Source organism: Acinetobacter ihumii (assembly GCF_900625095.1).
Classification (GTDB): domain Bacteria; phylum Pseudomonadota; class Gammaproteobacteria; order Pseudomonadales; family Moraxellaceae; genus Acinetobacter; species Acinetobacter ihumii.
In genome coordinates this window covers 130,460-155,871 of sequence record NZ_LR130760.1, presented here as the reverse complement: position 1 = coordinate 155,871, position 25,412 = coordinate 130,460, and the positions used below count along the sequence as shown (strand labels likewise).

The 25,412-nt window shown below is 40.4% G+C and carries 22 protein-coding genes; 14 read left to right on the top strand and 8 right to left on the bottom strand.

Annotated features, from left to right (window positions below):
- Positions 1 to 66: 66 nt before the first annotated feature.
- Together E0D95_RS00765 and E0D95_RS00760 are read right to left on the bottom strand one after the other, a co-directional pair.
- Entirely contained in the window at positions 67 to 720 is a 654-nt protein-coding gene (locus tag E0D95_RS00765) for an HAD family hydrolase (protein WP_130802088.1), read from the bottom strand.
- Complete coding sequence (locus tag E0D95_RS00760) at positions 687 to 1,898, bottom strand: DUF1615 domain-containing protein (protein ID WP_130802087.1); 1,212 nt, start codon at positions 1,896 to 1,898, stop codon at positions 687 to 689. The genes E0D95_RS00765 and E0D95_RS00760 overlap by 34 nt, the downstream gene beginning before the upstream one ends.
- Before the next feature lie 81 nt (positions 1,899 to 1,979).
- Here E0D95_RS00760 and dusB point away from each other — a divergent pair, with 81 nt between their 5' ends.
- Entirely contained in the window at positions 1,980 to 3,005 is a 1,026-nt protein-coding gene (gene dusB / locus E0D95_RS00755) for a tRNA dihydrouridine synthase DusB (protein ID WP_130804811.1), read from the top strand.
- Positions 3,006 to 3,024: 19 nt separating this feature from the next.
- Positions 3,025 to 3,546: a DinB family protein gene (locus E0D95_RS00750; protein WP_130802086.1), complete on the top strand. Its 522-nt coding sequence runs from the start codon at positions 3,025 to 3,027 to the stop codon at positions 3,544 to 3,546.
- 34 nt (positions 3,547 to 3,580) lie between these two features.
- On the opposite strand, the gene E0D95_RS00745 is transcribed toward E0D95_RS00750, so the two are convergent.
- Positions 3,581 to 4,621, bottom strand: coding sequence for an NAD(P)H-dependent flavin oxidoreductase (locus E0D95_RS00745; protein WP_130802085.1), 1,041 nt, complete (start codon positions 4,619 to 4,621; stop codon positions 3,581 to 3,583).
- A gap of 260 nt (positions 4,622 to 4,881) precedes the next feature.
- Between E0D95_RS00745 and eat the strand changes: the two genes are divergently transcribed.
- From eat to E0D95_RS00720, 5 genes are all read left to right on the top strand, one after another.
- Positions 4,882 to 6,318, top strand: coding sequence for an ethanolamine permease (gene eat / locus E0D95_RS00740; protein ID WP_130802084.1), 1,437 nt, complete (start codon positions 4,882 to 4,884; stop codon positions 6,316 to 6,318).
- A gap of 9 nt (positions 6,319 to 6,327) precedes the next feature.
- Complete coding sequence (locus E0D95_RS00735; protein WP_130802083.1) at positions 6,328 to 7,713, top strand: ethanolamine ammonia-lyase subunit EutB; 1,386 nt, start codon at positions 6,328 to 6,330, stop codon at positions 7,711 to 7,713.
- A gap of 12 nt (positions 7,714 to 7,725) precedes the next feature.
- Positions 7,726 to 8,541: an ethanolamine ammonia-lyase subunit EutC gene (gene eutC / locus E0D95_RS00730; RefSeq protein ID WP_130802082.1), complete on the top strand. Its 816-nt coding sequence runs from the start codon at positions 7,726 to 7,728 to the stop codon at positions 8,539 to 8,541.
- Positions 8,542 to 8,660: 119 nt separating this feature from the next.
- Complete coding sequence (locus E0D95_RS00725; RefSeq protein WP_130802081.1) at positions 8,661 to 9,920, top strand: putative DNA modification/repair radical SAM protein; 1,260 nt, start codon at positions 8,661 to 8,663, stop codon at positions 9,918 to 9,920.
- A gap of 29 nt (positions 9,921 to 9,949) precedes the next feature.
- Entirely contained in the window at positions 9,950 to 10,729 is a 780-nt protein-coding gene (locus E0D95_RS00720; RefSeq protein WP_130802080.1) for a TIGR03915 family putative DNA repair protein, read from the top strand.
- Here E0D95_RS00720 and E0D95_RS00715 read toward each other — a convergent pair.
- From E0D95_RS00715 to E0D95_RS00705, 3 genes are all read right to left on the bottom strand, one after another.
- Positions 10,726 to 11,427, bottom strand: coding sequence for a VIT1/CCC1 transporter family protein (locus E0D95_RS00715; protein WP_130802079.1), 702 nt, complete (start codon positions 11,425 to 11,427; stop codon positions 10,726 to 10,728). The genes E0D95_RS00720 and E0D95_RS00715 overlap by 4 nt on opposite strands.
- 97 nt (positions 11,428 to 11,524) lie before the next feature.
- Complete coding sequence (locus E0D95_RS00710; RefSeq protein WP_171478522.1) at positions 11,525 to 12,949, bottom strand: cryptochrome/photolyase family protein; 1,425 nt, start codon at positions 12,947 to 12,949, stop codon at positions 11,525 to 11,527.
- A 287-nt stretch (positions 12,950 to 13,236) separates the two neighbouring features.
- Positions 13,237 to 13,827, bottom strand: a complete 591-nt coding sequence (locus tag E0D95_RS00705) for a DUF1269 domain-containing protein (RefSeq protein WP_130802078.1) — start codon at positions 13,825 to 13,827, stop codon at positions 13,237 to 13,239.
- A gap of 377 nt (positions 13,828 to 14,204) precedes the next feature.
- Here E0D95_RS00705 and E0D95_RS00700 point away from each other — a divergent pair, with 377 nt between their 5' ends.
- The 4 genes from E0D95_RS00700 (at position 14,205) to E0D95_RS00685 (ending at position 19,561) form a co-directional block, all read left to right on the top strand.
- The gene (locus E0D95_RS00700; RefSeq protein WP_130802077.1) at positions 14,205 to 14,633 is read left to right on the top strand and encodes an organic hydroperoxide resistance protein; all 429 of its coding nucleotides are present in this window, start codon (positions 14,205 to 14,207) and stop codon (positions 14,631 to 14,633) included.
- A gap of 237 nt (positions 14,634 to 14,870) precedes the next feature.
- Entirely contained in the window at positions 14,871 to 16,556 is a 1,686-nt protein-coding gene (aspT, locus tag E0D95_RS00695; protein ID WP_130802076.1) for an aspartate-alanine antiporter, read from the top strand.
- A 47-nt stretch (positions 16,557 to 16,603) separates the two neighbouring features.
- On the top strand, positions 16,604 to 18,202 hold the full coding sequence (locus E0D95_RS00690; protein ID WP_130802075.1) for a bifunctional aspartate transaminase/aspartate 4-decarboxylase: 1,599 nt from the start codon (positions 16,604 to 16,606) through the stop codon (positions 18,200 to 18,202).
- Positions 18,203 to 18,415: 213 nt separating this feature from the next.
- The gene (locus tag E0D95_RS00685) at positions 18,416 to 19,561 is read left to right on the top strand and encodes an acyl-CoA dehydrogenase family protein (RefSeq protein ID WP_130802074.1); all 1,146 of its coding nucleotides are present in this window, start codon (positions 18,416 to 18,418) and stop codon (positions 19,559 to 19,561) included.
- 74 nt (positions 19,562 to 19,635) lie between these two features.
- On the opposite strand, the gene E0D95_RS00680 is transcribed toward E0D95_RS00685, so the two are convergent.
- Both E0D95_RS00680 and E0D95_RS00675 read right to left on the bottom strand, forming a co-directional pair.
- A complete protein-coding gene (locus E0D95_RS00680; RefSeq protein ID WP_130802073.1) occupies positions 19,636 to 20,154 on the bottom strand; it encodes a DJ-1/PfpI family protein in 519 nt (172 codons plus the stop codon).
- 138 nt (positions 20,155 to 20,292) lie between these two features.
- Complete coding sequence (locus tag E0D95_RS00675) at positions 20,293 to 21,252, bottom strand: alpha/beta hydrolase (protein WP_130802072.1); 960 nt, start codon at positions 21,250 to 21,252, stop codon at positions 20,293 to 20,295.
- A 166-nt stretch (positions 21,253 to 21,418) separates the two neighbouring features.
- Between E0D95_RS00675 and pheA the strand changes: the two genes are divergently transcribed.
- The 3 genes from pheA to E0D95_RS00660 all read left to right on the top strand — a co-directional run bounded on the left by pheA (position 21,419) and on the right by E0D95_RS00660 (position 25,362).
- Positions 21,419 to 22,528, top strand: coding sequence for a prephenate dehydratase (pheA, locus tag E0D95_RS00670; RefSeq protein WP_130802071.1), 1,110 nt, complete (start codon positions 21,419 to 21,421; stop codon positions 22,526 to 22,528).
- Positions 22,529 to 22,606: 78 nt separating this feature from the next.
- Complete coding sequence (locus E0D95_RS00665; RefSeq protein ID WP_130804809.1) at positions 22,607 to 24,853, top strand: bifunctional prephenate dehydrogenase/3-phosphoshikimate 1-carboxyvinyltransferase; 2,247 nt, start codon at positions 22,607 to 22,609, stop codon at positions 24,851 to 24,853.
- Between the two features lie 128 nt (positions 24,854 to 24,981).
- On the top strand, positions 24,982 to 25,362 hold the full coding sequence (locus tag E0D95_RS00660; RefSeq protein ID WP_130802070.1) for a hypothetical protein: 381 nt from the start codon (positions 24,982 to 24,984) through the stop codon (positions 25,360 to 25,362).
- Positions 25,363 to 25,412: the final 50 nt, after the last annotated feature.

Here is a 25,412-nt window from a genome sequence, read left to right as displayed (position 1 = left end):
AAGGAATATATTGGTGTTAAAGACAAAATTCATCTCTTAAAATAAAAGGTTCATTTAGACCAGATTTTAAGCCAGCTTTTTTACATCACTTAACTCAGGTAAGTGTTCATCTTCACCCACCATATAACAACAATCTGCCAGACTAAACATTTCTAAATCTTCATAGCTATTTCCATACGCATAGACCTGATCATAATGATCTAGTTGATAGCATTGATGGATTCGAATTTTTTTCTGTTCTGAACTACAATCAGGGGTAGAATATTGCCCTGTAATTTTTCCGTCTTTAACTTCCACTTGCGTACAAATCAAATCAATATTTAAAAGTTCACATACAGGCTTCAAATAAAGATCAATAGAGGCAGAAACCAAGACCACTCGATCGCCTTGCGCCTGATGTTGTTGTAATTGTTGAAGCAATCCTGCATCCAGATTTTTTAGTAAAATCTGTGCATATTCTTGACCTAACTGCTGTAATTGCTGTGCTGAATTGCCACGAAACATCGTGGCAAAAAGCTTTAAACGCATCGCATGTGCAGGATAAAGCTTTAAATAATAGGCTTGAATCCAAGGTAGGATTTTAATCGTTTTACGAACAATATGCCGTTTAGATAAAGCATAAAAAATAAAACCAGTAAAACTGTCTCTGCTGCACAGGGTGCCATCAAAATCAAACAGTGCAAGATTTACAGCTTTATTCTTTTCGCTCGTTGCATACATGTTTCATATCTTCCATTAACGCGAGAGGCAAACCAATTGGTATTGTAGTCTCGACTTAATTTAGGTCCAGAAATGATGACTTGCGGCATAATGGCATAGATTGGTTCTTTACCAGTTTTTGCCTGATACAGCTTTTTTACAGCAATATAGGTTTGAGTATCTTCAAAGGATTTTTCCTTTTCCTTTTTTAAATCAGAACGGATTTGCCGCGGTGTGACCAAAATATTGTTCTGTGTAAATACAGAAATCAATTCTTTTTCAGACTGGCTTAGCGTTGCTTTAGGGCTACCATCTTTATTGTAAAGGAGTAAATCACCATCCAGATCCAGTTCTTTGGGTGTTAAATCATTCAGCATACTTTGGAAAGCGGCATTACGACTAGAATACATGCCTGAGTTATAATCAGCAAATCGATAAATAGGTTTATTGTAATCGGCTGGATACATCATTAAACGATGAATACCGTAGTACAACCCCCCATATTGAGTATACAAGTCATCACGTAATGCATTGGTGGTCATCATACGTGAACGTTTGTGATCCTGAGCATAGCTAATCAGAACCTGCATGGAACCGAGTGTCGTAATCGGATTCATTCTTTCGCCAATATCTTGTCCTACCAGCTTGGCAGCCCCCGTTAATGCGCTAACATGATAATGACTGGCCATAAAGTCAAAAATTTCCCGATAGAGGACATCTAACTCACGTTCAGTACGGACTTTGCGCATCTGACTCATATAGTTGTTGTCAGGCGATGGCTGATTTTTAAGAACATCCTCAAAATAACCAGAGACTTGACCACCAAGGGTAGCCCCTAATTTTTCTTCAAATTTTTCATTCAGGCGAGTATTGACTTCCTTGACTGCTTTTTCACCCAAACCCGGCACGACAGGATCAGCCACAAAATTGGACTCCTGATCTACGACAGCCACAATGCTACATACATTTTCCTTGGTTTTCGGAATGCCCAGTTTTTCCATGATATCGTCAATATCATTGGCCCATGACTCGCGACCACTGACACGTGTTGGAATAACCCGTTTTATTTGTTCTAGCTTAAATTCTGGCTCATCTTTATTTGACCACCAAGTGCTATCGCCACAACCTGTCAATGCGACACTCAATGCCAGCGTACACAAAGATTTAAAATAAAAACCAGACTTAAATGAGTTGTTCATACAAACAAAACACCTTGATAAAAAGATGAGTCAAAAGGACAGATGCAGTATACTATGCTGATCGAAAAATGCATGAATATTATGTATATTGGCCCTTATCAACTGTCAAATAATTTAATTGTGGCCCCTATGGCTGGCGTCACAGATCGTCCATTTCGTTCGCTGTGCAAGTATTTTGGTGCAGGGCATGCAGTCAGTGAAATGATGACGGCTGATAAAACCTTGCGAATGACAAAGAAAAGCTTATATCGTGCTAATTTTGATGGTGAACTTGCGCCTATTTCAGCACAAATTGCAGGTTCTGATCCTGAACAATTGGCAGAAGCTGCCCGTTACCAGGTCGCCAATGGGGCACAAATTGTTGACATTAATATGGGCTGTCCAGCGAAAAAGGTATGTAATAAGCTGGCAGGTTCGGCGTTATTACAAGATGAGGACTTGGTCGCACGTATTTTGGATGCAGTGGTTGCTGCGGTCGATGTGCCTGTGACTTTAAAAACAAGACTGGGTTATTTAAACGGTCATGAAAATATTTTAAGGGTCGCACAACGCGCGGAACAAGCGGGTATTGCAGCATTGGCTTTACATGGTCGAACCCGTGAAGACATGTATTTAAACACAGCACGCTATGATCTGATTCAACAAGTCAAAGCACTTTTAAAGATTCCAGTCATTGCCAATGGCGATATTGACAGTCCTGAAAAAGCCAAATTTGTGTTGGATTATACCGGTGCCGATGCAATTATGATTGGGCGAGCAGCTCAGGGTCGACCGTGGATTTTTCGTGAAATTGCCCATTATTTAAAAACGGGTCAGCATTTAGATGCCCCTGCTATTGATGAAGTCAAAGATGTTTTAATGGGGCATTTGGATGAACTCTATCAATTTTATGGGGAGTATTCAGGATGTCGAATTGCACGTAAACATATTGCTTGGTACACCAAGGGCTTACGTTCAAGTAATGAATTTCGCCAACGGATGTATAAAATGGAAAGCACACTGGAACAAGCACGAGTGGTTCGGGACTATTTTGACCAATTATTGAATTTTGGACAGTCTATGGATGATGTACAGGTTGAAAAAGTAGATCTACTCTCAATCAGCTAAGTTTAGGATAAATTATTAAATGTCTGGGCAATATCTAATAAGCAAAGAAACGTTATTGCTCATGGCAGATTATAATATCTGGGCAACCCAGCAGCTTGGCGTCTATTTAAAAAATGTAGTAAAAGATGATCTATATCGAGATGCCGGTTTATTTTTTAACAGTATTTTTGGTACCTTGAATCATTTATTGGCAGGTGAACACTATATCTGGTATGTCCGCTTCGCGCAAAATATTTCTCCTCAAACCAAACTAAATACAACGATTGAAACTGATCATGTGCGGCTTCTTGCTCAATTAGAATCTAAAAGTAAAAACTGGATTGAATTGATTGAACGGCTTGATGACGTCACATTGAATGGTAATTTAAATTATCAGACCACGACAGGTCAGCAAAAATGTTTACCTTATGCAGCGACTTTATTACATGTTTTTAATCATGGTACCCATCATCGTGCTCAGGTGACTGCCGCTTTAACTGCTATGGGTTATGAATGTCCAGTTCTGGATCTGGTATACATGCTTGTGGAGCGGCATTCATAATTCTGGGTAATACAACATTATAAGTAAAAATGGCTTATTCAGCCATTTCCAGAACCAGTTGATTGATTAAATCTCTAGCTTCCATCTCACGAATTTGAGCCACATTGCTGCCTGCCCAAAATGCCGCAAAGCTCTGATCACCTTGTTGACTTGCTACGGCATGAAGTTGTTTAGCCAAATCATAAGTATAAGGGTAAGCAGGTGGCGTCGGACGTTGTGGTTGATCTATCTGAGTCTGCCAATGATTCATAATTCCGCGTGCAGGTCGACCAGAAATACTGGAGGTGATTTGTGTTAAGGGGTGATTTAAAAGAGCCTGACGATAGGCTGCATTGGCATTTGAAGTTTTACATTGAACGAACGCTGTGCCCAGTTGCACGGCTTGTGCACCAAGATTCATCATATGTTTTGCTTGACGACCATTCATAATACCACCAGCAGCAATTACAGGAATTTGACAATGCTGAACAATCAACTGAAGTAAATCACTGGTTTTAACAGCGCCATCAATCTCTGGGTTAAATATGCCCCGATGCCCACCAGCTTCAATGCCTTGTGCAATAATGATATCAACCCCAGCAGCTTCTATCGCTTGTGCTTCCAGCAGATTAGTGGCTGAAACCAATGTGATAATGCCCGCTTCCCGAAGTGCACGTAACTGATGCGCATGCGGAATACCAAAATGGAAACTGACGGCTTTAGGCCGCGTTTCTAAAACGAGATTGAGAAACTCGTCATTATCAAGAAAGCTTGGATAAATACAGTTTAATTCATTGGGTACAGAGACATTAAAACGTTCGAATGCGGGTTTTAAATATTCGATCCAGTTTTTGGCATCAACCTCATTTAAAGCTTGAGATTGATGGCAGAAAAAATTGACTTGAAAGGGATGATCCGTGAGTTCCTGCGTTTTTAAAATTTGTACTTTTGCTGCTTCAACCGTATTTGCCCCCAGACCCAAAGCACCTAAGCCACCTGAGTTAGAAACTTCTGCTGCCAGTTCTGGTGTGGATACACCTGCCATCGGGGCCAACAGAATGGGGTGTTTTATTTCTAATCGTTCTAAAACAGACATGCTTTGCTCATCCAAATCATTTGTTTCAACATAGCGTGGAACGACAAAAACATGCAAATAATGTTGGTTATTTTGTTACTAAATGGATCATGACTAAAACCTAAAACGCGTTTCAAGCAATCTATTTTTTATTTTTAAGCTAATTTAATTGATTGTTTATGATTTTCAATAGTTTTTCATTTTTCAAATTTTTATTGGATATGACTTGGTATGAATTATGCTTGCTTTTTCTCATAAAAATGAAAAATGAGAGAAAGATCATGTCAGAGACTAAATCAATTACAAATGATCTGCCTTTGTCGGCAACAGATCATGAATATTTTGCTCAACGACAACTTAAACAAGGGGCAGTGGGGTGGATTCTTCTGGTGGGTTTAGGCGTTGCTTATGTCATTTCAGGAGATTTTGCGGGCTGGAATTTTGGACTGGCGCAGGGCGGTTGGGGTGGCATGTTCATCGCAACTGTCGTGGTCGCAATCATGTATCTATGTATGTGTCTTGCGATGTCGGAAATGTCGACCATGCTGCCCACAGCAGGTGGTGGCTATAGTTTTGCGCGTACCGCCTTTGGACCATTGGGTGGCTATTTGACAGGTACGGCTATTCTCATTGAATATGCGATTGCTCCAGCGGCGATTGCGGTGTTTATTGGGGCATATTGCCAGTCATTGTTTGGAATAGGAGGTTGGCCAGTTTATCTGGTGTGTTACCTGATTTTTATGGGGATTCATCTCAAAGGTGCTGGCGAAGCACTTAAAATCATGTTCGTGATTACCGCGATTGCTTCCGTGGCACTTGTGGTATTTATCGTGACCATGATTCCACATTTTAATAGCGCGAATTTATTTAATATTGCGATGACTGATCATGCAGGAGCCAGTTCCTTCTTACCGATGGGTTATATTGGAATTTGGGCTGCGGTCCCTTATGCAATCTGGTTCTTTTTAGCGGTCGAAGGAGTGCCGTTGGCGGCGGAAGAAGCCAAAGATCCTGCAAAATCTTTACCGCGTGGTTTAATTGGTTCTATGCTGATTTTAGCTGCCTTCGCCATACTGATTTTATTTTTAGGCGCTGGTGCAGCAGGTGCAGATCAATTAAAAGCCTCCGGTGCACCGTTGGTGGATGCACTGGTTGCTGTTTATGGTAAAAACACATGGCTGGCTGCTTTTGTGAATTTTGTCGGTTTAGCCGGTTTGATTGCGAGTTTCTTTTCTATTATTTATGCCTATTCGCGTCAAATATTTGCATTATCCCGAGCAGGCTATTTGCCCAAAAAACTATCCTTAACCAATAAAAATAAAACACCGCATTGGGCCATTATTATTCCCGGTATTATCGGCTTTTTACTGTCCTTGTCTGGTGAAGGTGATTTGCTCATTCTCATGGCTGTTTTTGGTGCAACTTTGTCATACGTGTTGATGATGATGTCGTATATCAAACTCAAAATTTCGCGTCCAAATTTACCACGTCCTTATAAAGCACCGGGTGGTATTGTCACTGCATCCATTGCATTAATTCTATCTGCAATCGCGGTAGTGGCAGGTTTTCTGGTCGATCCTAAAGTCTGGTTAATGGCTGCTGCTATTTATGTCGCATTTATTTTGTATTTCATGTTCTACAGTCGACATCATCTGGTGACAGGCACACCTGAGGAAGAGTTCGCCAATATTAAATCGGCCGAAGAAAATCTACGTTAGGAGGGCTATATGTCATTTGAGTTTACGGTTGCAAATCAACGTTATGTATTTAAAGAATTAAAAACATTATTGGCAAAAGCAACTCCTGAACGTTCGGGCGATCAACTGGCAGGGGTTGCTGCAACCGATGCCACAGAACGTGTTGCAGCTCAAATGGCATTGGCCGATTTACCGCTTAAGCATTTTTTAAATGAAACCGTCACTGCGTATGAAGATGATGAAATTACTCGTCTCATTATTGATGATCATGATGCTTTGGCGTTTTATCCAATCTCGCATTTTACTGTAGGTGATTTTCGGAACTGGCTACTCAGTCAAGATGCTACAACCGATAAATTGGCTGAACTTGCAACAGGCTTAACTCCAGAAATGGTGGCTGCGGTCAGTAAAATCATGCGCAATCAGGATTTGATTTTGGTGGCGAAGAAATGTCGGGTAGTAACTCAATTTCGTAATACGATTGGTTTAGAAGGGCATTTATCGACACGGCTACAGCCGAATCACCCAACCGATGATTTACTGGGAATTTCAGCCAGTATTCTGGATGGTTTGATGTATGGAAATGGCGATGCAGTCATTGGAATTAATCCCGCCACAGATAATTTGCAGAATTTATCTGAACTTTTAAAACTCTTGGATCATGTCATTCAGCATTATGAAATTCCAACCCAATCTTGTGTTTTAACACATGTGACATCAGGTATTGAATTGGCAAACCGAGGCGTACCGATTGATTTAATGTTTCAGTCTATTGCAGGAACTCAGCAAGCCAATGATGCCTTTGGTATTTCCTTAGCTGTTTTGCAAGAAGGTTATGAAGCAGCATTAAGTTTAAAGCGAGGCAGCTTAGGGCAAAATGTCATGTACTTTGAAACGGGTCAGGGCAGTGCATTATCAAGTAATACCCATTTTGGTGTCGATCAGCAAACCATAGAAGCACGTGCCTATGCGGTTGCCCGAAAATTTAAGCCATTATTGGTCAATACTGTGGTTGGTTTTATTGGTCCAGAATATCTTTATAACGGTAAACAAATTATTCGTGCAGGTTTAGAAGATCATTTTTGTGGCAAATTGCTTGGTGTGCCTATGGGCTGTGACATTTGCTATACCAACCATGCCGATGCTGATCAGGACGACATGGATATCCTGCTCACCTTATTAGGCAATGCAGGGATTAATTTTATTATGGGCATTCCCGGTTCGGATGATGTGATGCTGAACTATCAAACCACATCATTTCATGATGCATTGTATGTCCGCCAATTATTAGGATTAGAACCCGCACCTGAGTTTAAATCATGGCTTGAACAACAGGGAATTTTTAAACAGTCACAGCATCACATTCAATGGGCAGAACATTTACCAGAAAAATTTTCACGCTTGTTGATGTCTTAACAGGAGGACGTTATGGCATTAATGAAAGACACTCAATATGATCAATCCTTGCATCAGGATGTCTGGAGCAAACTAAAAAGTTTTACCGATGCGCGAATTGCATTGGGACGTGTGGGTTGTAGTGTGCCGACCAAACCATTACTGGAGTTTCAACTGGCACATGCACAGGCTAAAGATGCGGTTTTACACGCGCTGGATGTTGAGCAATTCAAACACAAGCTTTTGCATTTCAAGCATGCGTTACTGGTGGTGCAAAGTTGCGCTGTAGATAAAGAAACTTATCTTAAACGTCCAGATTTAGGTCGAAGTCTAAGCGAACAATCACGTCAACAATTACAACAATATCAAGCCGAAAATCCTCAGAAATATGATGTTGTGATGGTCATGGGAGATGGTTTGTCTGCACGGGCGATTGATGAAAATGCACCCAGCCTAATTGATCATTTAATGCATGAATTTAAACAACTTGATTGGTCAGTTGCCCCCTTGGTGGTGGCACAAGGCAGCCGTGTTGCTTTAGGCGATGAAGTTGCTCAAATTTTAAATGCTAAAATGTTGGTGATGCTGATTGGAGAGCGTCCCGGTTTAAGTTCTCCCGATAGTTTGGGAATCTATTATACCTATGATGCACATTTGGGCTGTCATGATGCCATGCGTAATTGCATTTCAAATGTACGTCCAGCGGGACTTCCCGTGACAATTGCGACACAGCGTTTGATTTCATTAATGAAAAAATCTTTACAACTGGATTTTTCTGGTGTCAATCTAAAAGATGAACACGAGATGTCAGTCGAACATCGACCAGATGAAACACCACTGTTATTTTAGTTCTCTCCAATATCCGTTACATTTTAAGCGACAGCTCATGTCGTTTAAATAGACGTTAAAGCACCTGTTCAGGCCACGGTTTTTTATACTAGAACAAAGTGAGTTCACAGGTGATTTTCATGTCAGATCGTATCCGCGAAAAGCTGCAAATTTTAGCTGATGCCGCTAAATATGATGTGTCTTGTTCATCAAGCGGTAGTAATCGAAAAAATAAAGACAAAGGTTTGGGTAATACAGGCTCAGGGATTTGTCATTCATACACCGAAGATGGTCGCTGTGTTTCCTTGCTGAAAATTTTATTCAGTAATGTATGCATTTTTGATTGCGCTTACTGTGTTTCGCGGCGTTCCAATGACATTCAACGCGCTGCTTTTACTGTGCAGGAAGTGGTTGATCTGACCATTAACTTTTATCGGCGTAATTATATTGAAGGCTTGTTTTTAAGTTCGGGCATTTTTAAATCTGCGGATCACACCATGGAACGCATGTTGCAGGTGGTAAAAAAGTTAAGACTGGAGGAAAACTTTAATGGCTATATCCATTTAAAAACCATTCCGGGTGCATCGCCAGAATTAATCACCGAAGCAGGTTTATATGCAGACCGTATGAGCATTAATCTGGAAATGCCTACAGCAGATGGACTGAAACGTTTTGCACCTGAAAAAACGCATGCTGAAGTGCAAAAGGATTTGGGTATTGTGCGTGATCGTCTCATTCAGTTAAAAGATGAACGCAAACTGATTCGGTCTGTGCCAAAGTTTGTTCCCGCAGGGCAAACCACACAAATGGTGGTCGGTGCAGCCAATGAAACAGATTATGATGTGATGATGATGGCAGATCGCCATTACAAGGAATTTAAACTGAAACGTGTTTATTATTCAGGATATATTCCAATCAATGAACAAGAAAAAGCCTTACCGATGGTCGGTTCAGCCCCCCCATTACTTCGGGAAAATCGTTTATATCAGTCCGATTGGTTGATGCGTTTTTATGGCTTTGCTGCCGATGAAATTGTTAATCCACAACACCCGCATCTGGATTTGGATGTAGACCCAAAGTTAGGATGGGCTTTGCGTCATCCTGAACAGTTTCCAGTCGATTTAAATCGAGCGGATTACAACATGATTTTACGTGTACCGGGTATTGGGGTGAAATCAGCACAAAAAATTGTGCAGGCTAGACGTTTTGGCGCACTTCGGATCGATCAGCTTAAACGTATGGGCGTGGCGTATAGCCGAGCACAGCATTTTATTCGTTGTATGGATACTCCACAGTTTCAAAGAGATTTACAACCCCATCAGGTTCGTCAGCAAATTTTACAATCGGGGCAGTCGAAATACAGCAAACAACTTTCCCCTCAGTTGGGCTTTGGTTTTTAACCAAGTCGATTGAATTGAAATCATTTCAAATGATCATTTATCAGTTTGATGGCAGCTTTACAGGTTTACTCAGTTGTATTTTTCGGGCATTTCAATTTAAAGAATTTGATGTGCAGCTTGCTCTTGAACATCAGCTACAAGATTCGCTTTTTGCAGAAAGCATTGTGGTTGCCAGCCAAGAGCAACATGCGCAGCGTGTCTGGAAAGGTTTAACTCAAAAACTTTCCAATGAAGCCATTAAACGCTTTCACTACACGTTCTTGTCAGAGCAATTGATTGCATTTCAGCATTTGTTTAATTTTGCTATTTATGTATTCCAGAGCACATTTTCGGTTGAAAAAAACTATGGTCACGCCGATGTGCTGGGTGTATCACAGTGGACCAAACAAGTAGGACGTGAGAAGCATCGAATGGAGGCTTTTGTCCGCTTCAAAAAAACTCAAGATGGATTATTTGTGAGTCTGGTTCGTCCAGATTTTAATGTATTGCCATTAATCGAAAAACATTTTAAAGCGCGTTATCAAGATCAGAAATGGTTGATTTATGATGAAAAACGTCATTACGGTATTTATTATGACTTACAACAAACCCATCAGGTCGAGCTTGATGCATCATTGCTGGATAAAAATATTGAGAATGGATTTAGTCAAAATTTTACTTTAGAGCTGGATGAACATGAAGCTTTATATGATCAACTGTGGAAAGACTATTTTAAAAGCGTCAATATTGAGGCAAGGAACAATATCAAATTACATATTCAGTATGTTCCAAAACGTTATTGGCGCTATATGAATGAGAAAATAATTTAAACGCCAGCCACGTTAAAAAAAGAACCGATCCAGCTTGAAAATGCCATCGCCAGAATACCCCAAATCGTAATTCTTAGACTGCCTTTCCATAAGGACGTGCCTGCAAAATAGCTGGATAATGCTCCTAAAATAACGAGAGAAACAACACTAGCCACTAAAACTACACGTTCAGTATGAGCAGGGGAACTACATAAAATTGCCAGCATAGGACACAAGGCACCGAGTGAAAATGCCAATGCCGAAGACAATGCAGCTTGAATAGGACGTGCGGCTGTGTGATCGACAATCCCAATTTCATCACGAGCGTGTGCTTGTAATGCATCTTTTTCGGTCAGTTGAATGGCAACTTCTCTTGCAAGCTCTGGCGTTAAACCACGATGAATATAAATCATGGTGAGTTCATCCAACTCTAAATGTGGATTTTTTTCAAGTTCACGTGCTTCAAATTTTAAATCTGCATGTTCAATATCTTTTTGAGATTGAACGGATACATATTCACCTGCTGCCATCGACGTTGCGCCCGAAATTAACCCCGCGATACAGGCAATTAGTAATGTATGCGTATTGGCACCACTGGCTGCCATGCCCATGACCAGACTGGTCACAGAAATAATGCCATCATTGGCACCCAAAACAGACGCACGAAGCCAGCCAGCACGATGAATATAATGATTTTCGATATGGTGAGAGTAACTCATAATGAACCTTAATGATTGTTTTTGTCAGGTCGTTGTGTCAATAGATACAGATGCAATCACTTAAATGAACGATTTTAAACGCATTTTAGCACCAATTCTAAAGTGATTTAAATACATCAATGACACGTAAACGACTCTGTTTAAGATCAACAATCGCTTTGGGATAGTCAATATTCAAATTTGGATTCTTGGCATAAGGTTCATGTGCCTCGGTAGTGTTTAAATCAGCCAATTCGGGTAACCATTTTTTTAAATAAATGGCATCAGGATCAAATTTTTTAGACTGTGAAATTGGATTAAACACCCGAAAATAAGGAACAGCATCTGTTCCTGTAGAGGCTGACCATTGCCATCCACCATTGTTGGCTGCCAAATCACCATCAATCAGATGTTGCATAAACCACTGTTCACCCTTACGCCAGTCAATCAATAAATTTTTACTTAAAAACATGGCACAAATCATACGTACCCGATTATGCATCCAACCCGTCGCAGTTAACTCACGCATACCTGCATCGACAATTGGGATGCCTGTTCGACCCTGAGTCCATGCCTGAAAATCATCATGTGCATTTCGCCAGACAATTTTTTTTGTATTTTTCTTAAAAGGTTGATGACGAGAAAGTTCAGGATAATCAAATAATAAATGCTGATAAAATTCGCGCCATAACAATTCATCCAGCCAAGTTTGCTGTCCCTGATGCTCAATTATAAAATGATGTTGTTGATGCCGAAATAAGGCTTGCAAACATTGTCTGATCGACAAGATTCCTATATTTAAATAAGCGGATAGTTTTGATGTACCTGTTTGTGCAGGAAAATCCCGACCTTGATGATAGTCATATAATTGCTGCTCGATAAAATCATCAAGTTGCTGTTGAACAATTCCTTGTCCGACTGGCCATAAGGTTTGCATAGAAGTATTCACTGGCTCAAATCCCAGTTCAGACATTGAAGGTATTTGAGTGGGTGATTTAAGCTTTAAAGCGGCACTTTGACTTTCAATTGTGGGAAAACACTGTGGCAATGCAACCGATAAACGCTCATAACAGGTTTTTTTAAACGCGCCAAACACCTGATAAGGCTGCTCAGATTTATTTCGTATTGAGCCCAGTGGGAAAATAGTACGATCATGATAAAGCACCAATTCCTTATCTAATCTGTTCAATATGGCTTGTACTGCATGATCACGTTTCAGTTCATTGACACCAGCTTCAATATTGGCATGAACAGAGTGAATATTATATTGTTCAGTCACATGTTGAAGAAAGAGAGGAACATCTTGCCATAATGGAATTGTTTCAATGATTAATGGAATATTGAGCACATCAAGCTGTTGTTTTAAAACAGTGAGTTGTCTTAAATAAAAGTCGATTTTTACCTGTGCATCATCATGCATTTTCCATTGTTCTGGTGACAAAATCACGACTGCAATACAGTTACCTTGCTGACGTGCATGCCATAGCGCGCAATGATCTTCAATTCTTAAATCCTGACGAAACCAGACCAGACTTTGGATCATATTTTGTTGTTCAGATGAATACATAGCAGTAAAAAAGAAAGACTGAAAAGGGATATGAATGAAGAGTTTAGGCAAACTTGTGGTTAAGTAAAATACTATGTACTTCAAAGCAAGAAATAAAAAGCCTATCGAGTAAAGACTCTAAAAATATTTTACATTCACCATCAAATATCTGTAAAACCAGAATTAAAAAAGAATAAGACTGCCTTCATATAGGCGATATATTTATTTGAGCACAATACCGGACAGATGAAGGCAGTTCAAAATTAAAAAATACGGTGATTTAATTATTTTTTAAATTTTGCTTTAAAATCAGACCACTTTTGCTGACGTTTTTGTTTATTTTCTTCTTTTCTTTGTTCTTTCAAAATTTTATTGGCTTCTTTATTGGCTTGTTCCCAAGCTTCAATAGAGGCTTCAATCTCAGCTTCAACCACATCGTAATCCCAACGATAAATGGTTCCACCATGGCTACCCAGCAGGGAGTCGGTTACGCTTTCATCTTGTTCTTCAAGATCTATGATTAGACCTGTAGAGCCAGCAGGTAACCGTTTACTAATTTCTGCCAGAACGGCCTCATCAGAATCAACGTCATCAAGATCTGCCAGAGAACCAATCAATGCACCAGTTGAAAAGCCAAGTAACATACCAAGCGGACCACCTAAAATACCAATTAGTGTTCCTACCAGACTGCCACCTACCGTATTGTTACCTGCGGTAAAACTATAACCATCGTTGATTGCCAGTTGACCATCTTTTTGACGCTCAATGACAGCTAATTGATAAATATTATCCGTGATTTGATTTTTTACCTGACTATATGCTTCATATGCTTGTGAAGGTGTAGTCCAAGTAACTAATAGAATATTATGGCTCATTTTGTCTCTTCCTATTTTATGTATAATTTAATGTTATTGAAAATTGTAGTTAGTTTATGAAATGTGCATTCAATGCAAAATCATCTTAATATTGAATATTATTTACAATGTATAGATTTCTTTAACTATCTGGTTGATATATTTTTTTCTTTAAATAATTGATTTGGATTATAAATATAAATAATGCTAATGATTATATTAAAGATGGTTGGGGATGGGGTGTGGAATAATAGGTCGTAGTTGTATTTTAATAAGAAATTCTTTACTGATAGAAACAATAATTTACATGGTGTTTATATTTATACAACATAAAAGTGCCAAATAAAAAAAGATTCGTTTTAAATTAGTAGAGCCTTATAAAAATATGTAGGAAAATTATGTCTCTTGAAAAAGTGGTCTACCGCGCTCAAGCGAAAGCGACAGGAGGACGAGATGGTCAGGTGGTTTCTTCGGACGGTGTTCTGAATGTAAAACTTGGTGTACCTAAAGAAATGGGGGGAGCTGGAGGTGCAGTGACTAATCCAGAACAACTCTTTGCTGGTGGCTATTCAGCTTGTTTCTTAGGGGCCATGAAGTTTGTTGCGCATCGTGACAAAATCACGCTACCAGCAGATGCCTACATTGAAGGAGAGGTAGGAATTGGTCCAATTCCGACAGGATTTAGTATAGAAGCAAAACTGAATATACATGTAGAAGGAATGGATGCAGCGGAAGCTAAAAAATTAGTCGATGCTGCACATATTGTATGTCCATATTCAAATGCTACACGTGGCAATATTGATGTTGATCTCAATATTATTACTTGAACAATGTCACAAAAAATAGCTTTTAATGATCATGAATCGTTAAAATATAAACCAGTAAAATAATGTCTTGGTGGCTTTCTCTATTAAGGTTTGAGCCATCAAAAATAAATACGAATAAATTAGAAATAAATATATAAATAATGCTGACCAATAAAACTTTCCTGATCAAGATCGGGGAGTTTTAGAATAAAAATCAACAACATTTAAGTTTAATAATAATGATATTGAGAGGTAAAAATAATGGAATGGCTACAAGGCGTGTTAAAACACAGCCCTGAAATATTACTTTTTTTATCTATTGCGATAGGTTTCTGGATTGGTAAATTTCAGGTTGGAAAGTTTCAGTTAGGTGGTGTCGCAGGCTCATTACTTGTAGCAGTGGTGCTCAGTCTAATAGGCGTTTCAGTCGATAATGGGGTCAAATCAATTCTCTTTGCCTTATTTATTTACGCAGTAGGTTTTGAAAGTGGACCTCAATTTTTTAAATCTCTGGGTCCAAGTTCTATAAAAGAAATCCTGCTTGCTGCATTTATGGCGATTTGTGGTTTGGTCACCGTACTTATTATGGCAAAAATTTTCCATCTGGATAAAGGACTGGCAGCAGGACTGGCAGCAGGTGGGATGACTCAATCCGCGATTATCGGAACAGCAGGCGATGCTCTTTCCAGACTGGATTTACCTGTCGATGAGATTGCACGCCTACAAGCGAATGTTGCCATTGGTTACGCGGTAACTTATGTGTTTGGGTCACTGGGTGCGATTATTGTCTGTGTGAATTTATTGCCTAAATTCATGGGACGTGAAATTCGTGATGATGCGATTAAAGCACAGTCAGAATTGCTTAAAGGAGCAGTTGAACTTGCACCGGGACAAGAAATGGCAATGCCAGAAATTGTCAGCCGTATTTATCGGGTCGAGCAAGCAAATGGCAAAACCATACAGCAAATCGAGTCTACAGCCAGCACTATCACCATTGAAAAAGCCAAACGAAATGATCGCCTGATTGATATTAGTCCAGAGACAGTATTACAGACAAACGATGTCGTGTTGGTGGTGGGACGTCGTACAGGTGTCGTAGAGGTCGCCAGTCAGATCGGTCATGAGTTGCAATCGTCTGAAGGTATGGAATTAATCATGGAGACGAGTGAAGTTATCCTGAAAAATTCTAAATACATCAATCGTACACTAGGCGATTTAAAGTCAAATACGCCTCCTTATTTAAAACACGGTATTTATATCTTAGGCATAAAGCGTAATGGTGAAGCGGTCACTTTAAGCGATGATTTTGTTTTTCATCGTGGTGATGTGGTAACAGTTTATGGTACGCAAAGTGATCTGAGCCGAGTCGTTAAAGAAGGTGGACAAGCAATTCCTGAAAGCATCAAAACAGACTGGGTGTTTCATGGTGCGGGTATTGCAATCGGTTTGGCGATTGGTCTCATTGTGGTACATATCGGTGATATTCCTTTAACACTGGGAGCCGGCGGCGGTGCATTGCTTTCTGGTTTGGTGTTTGGCTGGTTGCGTAGTCGTGATCAGATTCATGGCAATATGCCTTTGGCTGCCTCACAGTTACTGAAAGATCTGGGATTAGCGGGGTTTGTCGCTGCTGTTGGATTACAGTCTGGGTTACAAGCCATTCAAACCGTGAAAGAAAGCGGTTTATCTCTATTTATGATTGGGGTCGTGGTGACATTGGTGCCCCTGATCTTGACGATGCTATTTGGTCGTTACATCCTGAGATATGACAACGTGGCAGTCTTTGCCGGTGCACTTTCTGGTGCACGTAGTGCCAATCCAGCTTTTGGTGCAGTCTTGGATAAAGCTGGGAACTCCATTCCAACGGTTCCCTTTGCCATCACCTATGCCTTAGCCAATGTATTCTTAACATTATTAGGGCCTGTAATTGTCGGACTGGCTTAACATTTTTATAAAACGATCGATTTACAATAAATAAGGAGTTCACTTCCATGGCGAACGTAGATTATTCTAAATATGCAAAACTTAGCCCTTTTGAATTAAAAGATGAATTAATTGCTTTAGCGCAAAGCAAGACAGACCGCATCATGCTCAATGCAGGGCGTGGTAATCCTAACTTTTTGGCGACCGTTCCACGTCGTGCTTTTTTTCAGTTAGGCCTATTTTCAGCAACAGAATCTGAGTTTTCTTTTTCTTATATGCCAGAAGGTTTGGGAGGATATCCTCGACCTGTGGGTTTACAGCAACGCTTTGACCATTTTGTGCTGGAAAATCGAGATAAACCCGGCGTGGTCTTTTTAGGAAAAGCCGTCTCATATGTACGTGACCAATTGGGTCTGGATGCAGATGCTTTTCTACTCGAAATGGTAGAAGGTATTTTAGGGTGTAATTATCCAGTGCCTGACCGCATGTTGCGCATTAGTGAATCAATTGTGAAAGAGTACATCTTGCGGGAAATGGGTGTACAGGGCATGCCAAAGGAATCGCTCGATTTATTTGCGGTTGAAGGGGGTACAGCCGCTATGGCGTATATTTTCAACTCCTTAAAAGAAAATAAGCTGATCGATTATGGCAATAAAATTGCAATTGGTGTCCCCGTTTTTACCCCTTATCTTGAAATTCCAGAATTAAATGATTATCAACTGGAAGAAGTCTTGATTCATGCAGATCCAAATATGGGATGGCAATATCCAGAATCTGAACTGCGTAAACTTGAAGATCCAGACATTAAAGCTTTCTTTCTTGTTAATCCAAGTAATCCACCTTCGGTAAAAATGAGTGATGAAGGATTAGCAGTACTGGCCGATATTGTAAAAAAACGTCCTGATCTGATCATTTTAACCGATGATGTTTATGGAACCTTTGCAGATAACTTTAAATCCTTGTTTGCAATTTGCCCAGAAAATACCATTTTGGTTTATTCCTTCTCCAAATACTTTGGTGCAACAGGATGGCGTTTAGGTGTCATTGCAACAGCCAAAGAAAATATTCTGGATAAAAAAATTGCAGCCTTGTCGAAAAAGGACAAAGACGATTTAGAAAAACGTTATGGTTCACTCACCACTGATCCTGCGAGTATCAAATTTATTGATCGGCTGGTAGCGGATAGTCGTAATGTTGCTTTAAACCACACTGCGGGTCTGTCTACCCCTCAGCAAGTTCAAATGGTGTTGTTCTCATTATTTAATATGATGGACTCACGTCAGGATTATAAAAAAGCAGTCAAATCAGTGGTACGTGAACGCGATGCAACGTTGTATCGTCAACTGGGTGTGGACATTCCACAAGATCCAAATTCGGTGGATTACTATACTTTAATTAATCTTGAAAATACTTCACGTCAACTTTATGGTGATGAATTTGCTGACTGGGTCATGAAAACCAAAAATCCGACCGAACTCTTGTTCCGTGTTGCAGATGAGACCGGTGTGGTCTTGCTGCCGGGTTCTGGTTTTGGTGTACAGCACCCATCTGCACGTGCATCACTCGCCAATCTGAATGAATATCAATATGCCGCGATTGGTGATTCTCTACGACGTTTTGCAGAAGAGTCCTATCAGGAATATCTCCAAATAGTGAAGAAAAAATAATTAAGATTTCGTGACAGCACTGAGATCCCTGATGCAAGTTCGTCAGGGATTTTTTATCTACACAAATAGCGCATGACTGGATTTAAACTCAGATCAAGAGTGGTTGACTGACTGTAAAGTTTTGCTTTTCTGAACAATACAACATGCTTTTTTATCTAAAAATTATTAGCATCAAAGATCAGAGAAAACAATAACCTTGGAAAGGAACAAAAGATGCTAGCTTATGATGCTGATCTGGAATTATTTCGCGATAATTTTAAACGTTATATGAATGAGCAAATTGCACCGCATTATGAGCAATGGGAACGAGAAGGGATTATGCCACGTTCAGTTTGGTCATCATTGGGTGAAAATGGCTTTTTGTGTGTCGATGTTCCTGAAGAATATGGCGGTTATGGTGTACCTACGTATTATTCTCTCATGTTAGTTGAGGAATCTGCCCGTGCAGGTTATGGCGCACTTTCTACAGCAATTTCATGCCATTCAGAAATTGCTGCACCTTATATTTTGCATATTGCGACTGAAGCGCAAAAACAGTACTGGCTTCCGAAAATGGTCAGTGGCGAAGTGGTTGGTGCAATTGGTATGACAGAGCCAGGTGCTGGTTCTGACTTACAGGCAATGCGAACCAATGCGATTTTACAGGGGGATCATTATGTTCTAAATGGTTCTAAAACCTTTATTTCAAATGGTCAACATGCCGACTTGGTGGTGCTTGCTGTTAAAACCGATCCGCAAGCACGGGCTAAAGGGGTATCTCTGCTTTTGGTCGATACACATTTAGACGGTTTTAAAAAGGGAACCAACCTCGATAAAATCGGGCTACATTCTCAAGATACCTCTGAGCTTTTCTTTGACAATGTCAAAGTGCCTAAAGATCAGCTTTTAGGACAGGCTGGTCAGGGTTTTGCCTATTTAATGCAGGAATTACCACGTGAACGCACAGCGATTGCAGCAACCGCTTTAGGGGCAATTCGTGGTGCGATTGACGTCACTACACAATATGTCAAAGAACGTCAGGCCTTTGGTCAACCCATTGCAAATTTCCAAAATACTCGTTTTGTTTTGGCTCAGGCTAAAATTGATGAGTTGGCAACGGCTGCTTTTTATCATCAGAATCTTGAACTGTACCAACAAGCCAAACTGGATGTGGAAACTGCGGCTGCATTGAAAAGCTTTAGTACAGATATGCAAATGAAGGTTGCTGACAATTTACTTCAGTTGTTTGGTGGTTATGGCTATATGACTGAATATCCAATTTCACGTTTCTTTGTCGATGCGCGTATTCAACGTATTTATGGCGGAACCAATGAAATTATGAAAGAAATTGTCGCGCGCGGCATCATTGGTAAAGCTTAAACTGACATTTTATAAAGCAACAACAGTAAATCAAAATACGGCAGCTTAACTGCCGTATTTTGATTTAGAAATCCTTAGAGACGTAAAACTTTTAGGGTTTCATCAACAAATTTTGGAAATAAATCTGGGCTACGAGAGGAAATATAGAGGTTATTATCATTCACTACGTCCTGATCCAGACAGACAGCACCCGCATTTTCCAGTTCATCCAAAATCGTTTGAACAGTACAGATGCGTCGTCCTTTAACGACACCAGCATGCATTAATAGGGGCGAAGCATGGCAACAAATAAAAATTGGTTTTTGTAGATTGGCAAAGCGACGTACAAAAAAAACAAAACGTTGATCATTTTTAAGTGCTTCTGGAGATTCACCACCAGGAATCAGTAAAGCATCAAAGTGATGAACATCGCTGTCATCAATGCCTAAATCAATCGTGGTGGACGTTTTACGTTGAATGCCATACACAATATTGCCTTCATGGTGTTCAATATTCACCACACGATGACCTGCCGCCCGATAGGCATGCACTGTTTCGCAATATTCAAGATCTTCAAAATCATGCGTCACAAGCGTAGCAATGGTTTTGGACATTTTTATTCTCCCTGTTTCAGGAAGCTTTTTATTGGAACTTAATAGATTAAAGATTGAACAAAAAAACAACATTGATACTTTGTATGCAAAGCGTCATGAATTGTAATTTGAAAACCCAATTGATTGATGATTCAGTATTTACTTTTCATTAAATAATTTTTCACAATTTTCTGTGCTGTTACAGGCTGCCAATAAAATTGTTTTAGGCAGGCTGGCATACATGTTGGTAATGTGTTGCTCGGCAGGATGACTAAAATGCCAGTACTTAAGCTGATCAGATGTTAATGCTTCAAATTCCCTAAAGAAATCGCTGTTACTTTGCATAGTTTGATTGCCTTTGGGAGAACGGCCACGACCTTCTGCTGTTCCGACTGTGGTCATGACCAAAAGTGGGGATTTAGAATCTAATTTTTGTGGTTTAAATTGCTGTAACTGTTTTGCCAATAGATTTTGATCAAACCATAAAGAGGGGCTTGCCGCAACATAGCGGTTAAAACTTTGTGGATGTTTAAACAAAGTATTAAGGGTAAATAAACCCCCAAAAGAATGACCAAAAAGAGTTTGCTGCTGAGGATTAATTTCAATACTTTGCTGAATACGTGGTTTGAGTTCATTTTGAATAAATTTGAGAAAATTCTCTGCTCCGCCATATTGATAGCGTTCATCTTTTTGTGGAGTATTTTTTGGAAGCGGTGTGTAATCCAGTGCGCGTTGTTGACCTGAAAATTGCGTATCACTTGGATAGCCAATGGTGACAATGACGACTGGATCAAGCCCCATTTTTTCAGAACCACCATCAAGCGATTGAGCGATGCTGCTAGCATTATTAAATACAGCATTGCCATCTAGCATATAGAGAACAGGGTAGCCAGTTTTCGGCGCTGCCGTATACGGAATATACACCTGAATAAAATATTCATTGGGCGTGTATTTTGATTTCATACTGAACTGCTGAATTGTCCCTTTACGCTGTAAATCTAGCCGTGGTCCTTCGATCTGCGTTGTTAGCGCAGGTGTGGCAATAGGTTGTGAATAAGATACTGAGCAAACTGCACAAACAGAAAAGGGGAGTAAGGTATAGGCGAAAGATTTAAGCATAATGGGGTTTTAAATGAGATTGATTCTTAATAATTCCATTAAAACATAAAAAAGAACAATGTGAAGTGAAAATCAGGATTTTATCGAATTGACTGTTCCTGATGCTATAGCAAACATGACAAGTCTTGATATACTGTCGCAAACCATTTGCAGAGGCTGCATTCCAATGATCCATGATGATCAGAACTCGTCAACTTCTCTCGATTTACAACAAATTCGCAATGATATCGATTCTGTAGACCAACAGATTCAGGAACTCATTAATCGTCGTGCAAGTTTGGCCGAAGCGGTGGCTAAAGCAAAATTTGCAGCCGAAGAAAATCCGTTGTTTTATCGACCTGAACGTGAGGCTCAAGTTCTGCGCAAAGTCATGGAGCGCAATAAAGGCCCATTGTCTGATACCACAATGGCACGTTTATTTCGTGAAATTATGTCGGCTTGTCTGGCATTGGAAGCGCCGCAGAGTATTGCTTTTTTAGGCCCAGAAGGGACATTTACCCAGTCTGCGGTACTCAAGCATTTTGGTAAAGATGCAATCGTGCGTCCGCTCCCGACCATTGATGAAGTATTTCGTGAAGTCGAAGCAGGTAGCGCACATTATGGTGTGGTTCCTGTTGAAAATTCGTCAGAAGGAATTGTCAATCACACACTGGATTGTTTTAAAACCTCACAGTTGAATGTGATTGGTGAAGTGGAATTGCGTATTCATCATCAGTTTTTAATCTCTGAAAATACGCGTAAAGACAGCATTAAGCAGATTTATGCGCACCAACAAACTTTAGCGCAGTGTCGTCAATGGTTAGATGCACATTATCCGGGTGTTGAACGTGTCGCATTAAACTCAAATGCGGAAGCCGCACGTCGTATTCGTAATGAATGGCATTCGGCTGCAATTGCCTCTGATATTGCAGCATCACTTTATAATCTTGAGATTTTGCATAGCAATATTGAAGATAATCCAGAAAATACCACGCGTTTCTTAGTCATTGGCCGTGAAAAGATTCCACAAAGCGGCAATGATAAAACCTCACTTTTGATATCTGCACATGATCGCGCAGGCGCATTACTGGATATTTTGGCACCATTTGCAAAACATGGGATTAGTTTGACCAGTATTGAAACGCGTCCAGCTTTGCCTGAAAAATGGGCTTATGTGTTCTTTATTGATTTAGAGGGGCATATCGATCAGGAAAATGTGGCAGCAGCACTGAATGATATCCGTCCAACGGTCAAAGAGTTACGCGTACTTGGTTCTTATCCAGCGGCTGTATTGTAGTTTTGTCCTGATTTTTGTAATGACAAAGAAATGATATTGTCCTTTTAAATATTGCTTACGGATATAGATATATACATGATGCCTGAACCTTTATTTCATAAAGTCGCATTTATTGGACTGGGGCTGATTGGTTCAAGTCTGGCACGCGTGATACAGGCTGAACATTTGGCTAACACAGTGGTTGCTTCAACCCGTTCACAAAAAACGTTGGATGATGCCCAAGCATTAGGCTTAATTGATGCGGGTTATCAAAACCCGATGGACGCTGTGCAAGATGCAGACTTGGTTATATTGGCTTTACCTGTTCGCGCCACGCAAAATGTTTTGCAGCAAATCAAACCCTATTTGAATGAAAATGTGATTTTAACTGATGTAGGCAGTACCAAAGGTAATGTCGTTGCGGCAGCCAAAGCTGTTTACGGTGAACATTTACCAGCAGGTTTTGTGCCGGGACATCCCATTGCAGGCAGTGAACATACCGGTGTGCATGCAGGTAAAGTTGATTTATTTGCCAATCATAAAGTGATTTTAACGCCGCTGCCAAGCAGTGCTGATTGGGCTGTCGAAAAGCTGATTCAACTTTGGTCAGCAGCCAAAGCAGAAGTGATTTGTATGGATGTGGAAAAGCACGATGAAGTGCTTGCACACACCAGTCATTTGCCACACTTGATGGCGTTTAATCTGGTTGAGCAACTTGCCAATCGTGAAGATAATCTGGATATTTTCCGTTATGCGGCGGGTGGTTTTCGCGATTTTTCACGGATTGCCGCCAGTGACCCGCAAATGTGGCATGATATCTTTTTTGCCAATAAATCCGCGATACTCAAAGCGGTTGATGGCTTTGAACAGCAGCTTGCCAAGCTTCGACAACTGATTGAGAGTGAAGATTCGCATGCGCTAATGGGTCTACTCGGACATGCTCAGGCTGCACGTCAACATTTTAATCATATGCTAGCCCAGAAACCCTTTATGGAGAAAAATAAGGTGACACAGGAATTTCGAATACTACCGGGAAAAAAATCATTTCAAGGTAAATTTACCGTGCCGGGTGACAAATCTGTGTCACATCGTTCCATTATGTTTGGTGCAATTGCAGAAGGAACCACGCATGTTACAGGTTTTTTGGAAGGTGAGGATGCTTTAGCCACTTTACAAGCTTTTCGTGATATGGGCGTGAGCATCGAAGGCCCTAAAAATGGTGAAGTGACCATTCATGGTGTTGGCATGCAGGGTTTAAAAGCTCCGGCTGGTGCACTTTATATGGGCAATTCTGGCACCAGTATGCGCCTACTGTCAGGCATGCTTTCTGCACAAAAGTTTGATTCAGTCATGACGGGTGATGCTTCACTTTCAAAGCGGCCAATGGAGCGTATTGCCAAGCCACTTCGTGAAATGGGCGCGCAAATCCAGACCACGGGTGAAAAAGGCACACCACCGGTGAGCATTACAGGCAATCAAGCCCTAAAAGGCATTCATTACGATTTACCGATGGCGTCGGCACAAGTTAAATCTGGGATTTTATTGGCAGGCTTATGGGCAGCAGGTGAAACCTCTGTGACTGAACCTGAACCTACCCGTGACCATACCGAGCGTATGTTGCGTGCTTTTGGCTATGAGGTAAAAACCCAAGGTAATAAAATTTCACTCATTGGCGGTGGTCAATTAGTCGGCACCAATATTCAGGTTCCTTCCGATATTTCATCTGCTGCGTTCTTTATGGTGGGTGCAGCCATTACAGAAGGTTCAGATGTAGTACTGGAAGCGGTTGGGATTAACCCGACTCGTACAGGTGTGATTGAAATTTTAAAACAGATGGGTGCGGATCTGACTGTAGAAAATGAACGTATTGCAGGCGGTGAGCCGATTGCAGACATTCACATCAAAGGTACACGTACCCTAAAAGGTATTCATATGCCTGAAGACCAAGTGCCTTTGGCGATTGATGAATTTCCTGCATTATTTATTGCAGCAGCCTGTGCAGAAGGTCAAACTATTTTAACGGGTGCGGCAGAGCTTCGAGTGAAAGAGTCTGATCGGATTCAAGTCATGGCAGATGGCTTAAAAATTATGGGCATTGATTGTACGCCTACAGATGACGGTATTATTATCGAAGGTAAAGGAAAAGCAGGCGACTGGTCAGCGATCTTTACAGGCGGTGAAATTGAATCACATCATGATCATCGTATTGCCATGAGTTTTAGTATGGCGGGTTTACGTGCTTCTGAAGAGATTAAAATTGTTGGTACTGAAACAGTAGCAACCAGTTTTCCGACATTTACCGAGTTGGCTAATCGTGCGGGCTTGAACATTCAGGTCAGCCAATAGTTTTCTCATATTAATCGGCTATACTCATTCACATAAAAGCGACACGGCAGCGAAGTTTCGACTTGGCTGCCGTTTGTTTCTTGGTCTATGCTAAAGTCTAGTAATAACGATAAATGCAGGGTAGCAGCATGAGAAAATTACAATTCATCGCTAAATGTACAAATCATCATGATGAACAACCAGCGAACCGATCACGTATCACCCAAGAATATGTGGCTGCACTTTTATTTAAACAATTGGGTGAGTATGGCTTTGATGCACAACACATTGCGCATGAACATGAAAAAGTCGAAGTGAATATTGAAAACCATCAGTTGCCTTTGTCTGTAACCTGCACACAAAAAAATGATGAGGGTCATATGATGTGTGAAATCACGGCAAATCCTAAAGAAGAACAAGATTGGTTTGAAAAAATAGAAACTCAAAGCGTAATCCGTCAGTTGGCTCAAGCCGTTGAAAATAGTCTAAAGTCAGATCAAACTTTTACAGCATTTGAATGGAAAAATTAATACCACAATAAAAGCTACTCGCCTCATGAGCAGAGGTGTATATTTTCATG

What these genes read in the sequence shown, in the direction of transcription:
- E0D95_RS00765 (WP_130802088.1), bottom strand. Translation starts at nt 720, where the DNA reads ATGTATGCAACGAGCGAAAAGAATAAAGCTGTAAATCTTGCACTGTTT.
- E0D95_RS00760 (WP_130802087.1), bottom strand. Translation starts at nt 1,898, where the DNA reads ATGAACAACTCATTTAAGTCTGGTTTTTATTTTAAATCTTTGTGTACG.
- dusB (WP_130804811.1), top strand. Translation starts at nt 1,980, where the DNA reads ATGTATATTGGCCCTTATCAACTGTCAAATAATTTAATTGTGGCCCCT.
- E0D95_RS00750 (WP_130802086.1), top strand. Translation starts at nt 3,025, where the DNA reads ATGTCTGGGCAATATCTAATAAGCAAAGAAACGTTATTGCTCATGGCA.
- E0D95_RS00745 (WP_130802085.1), bottom strand. Translation starts at nt 4,621, where the DNA reads ATGTCTGTTTTAGAACGATTAGAAATAAAACACCCCATTCTGTTGGCC.
- eat (WP_130802084.1), top strand. Translation starts at nt 4,882, where the DNA reads ATGTCAGAGACTAAATCAATTACAAATGATCTGCCTTTGTCGGCAACA.
- E0D95_RS00735 (WP_130802083.1), top strand. Translation starts at nt 6,328, where the DNA reads ATGTCATTTGAGTTTACGGTTGCAAATCAACGTTATGTATTTAAAGAA.
- eutC (WP_130802082.1), top strand. Translation starts at nt 7,726, where the DNA reads ATGGCATTAATGAAAGACACTCAATATGATCAATCCTTGCATCAGGAT.
- E0D95_RS00725 (WP_130802081.1), top strand. Translation starts at nt 8,661, where the DNA reads ATGTCAGATCGTATCCGCGAAAAGCTGCAAATTTTAGCTGATGCCGCT.
- E0D95_RS00720 (WP_130802080.1), top strand. Translation starts at nt 9,950, where the DNA reads ATGATCATTTATCAGTTTGATGGCAGCTTTACAGGTTTACTCAGTTGT.
- E0D95_RS00715 (WP_130802079.1), bottom strand. Translation starts at nt 11,427, where the DNA reads ATGAGTTACTCTCACCATATCGAAAATCATTATATTCATCGTGCTGGC.
- E0D95_RS00710 (WP_171478522.1), bottom strand. Translation starts at nt 12,949, where the DNA reads ATGATCCAAAGTCTGGTCTGGTTTCGTCAGGATTTAAGAATTGAAGAT.
- E0D95_RS00705 (WP_130802078.1), bottom strand. Translation starts at nt 13,827, where the DNA reads ATGAGCCATAATATTCTATTAGTTACTTGGACTACACCTTCACAAGCA.
- E0D95_RS00700 (WP_130802077.1), top strand. Translation starts at nt 14,205, where the DNA reads ATGTCTCTTGAAAAAGTGGTCTACCGCGCTCAAGCGAAAGCGACAGGA.
- E0D95_RS00690 (WP_130802075.1), top strand. Translation starts at nt 16,604, where the DNA reads ATGGCGAACGTAGATTATTCTAAATATGCAAAACTTAGCCCTTTTGAA.
- E0D95_RS00685 (WP_130802074.1), top strand. Translation starts at nt 18,416, where the DNA reads ATGCTAGCTTATGATGCTGATCTGGAATTATTTCGCGATAATTTTAAA.
- E0D95_RS00680 (WP_130802073.1), bottom strand. Translation starts at nt 20,154, where the DNA reads ATGTCCAAAACCATTGCTACGCTTGTGACGCATGATTTTGAAGATCTT.
- E0D95_RS00675 (WP_130802072.1), bottom strand. Translation starts at nt 21,252, where the DNA reads ATGCTTAAATCTTTCGCCTATACCTTACTCCCCTTTTCTGTTTGTGCA.
- pheA (WP_130802071.1), top strand. Translation starts at nt 21,419, where the DNA reads ATGATCCATGATGATCAGAACTCGTCAACTTCTCTCGATTTACAACAA.
- E0D95_RS00665 (WP_130804809.1), top strand. Translation starts at nt 22,607, where the DNA reads ATGCCTGAACCTTTATTTCATAAAGTCGCATTTATTGGACTGGGGCTG.
- E0D95_RS00660 (WP_130802070.1), top strand. Translation starts at nt 24,982, where the DNA reads ATGAGAAAATTACAATTCATCGCTAAATGTACAAATCATCATGATGAA.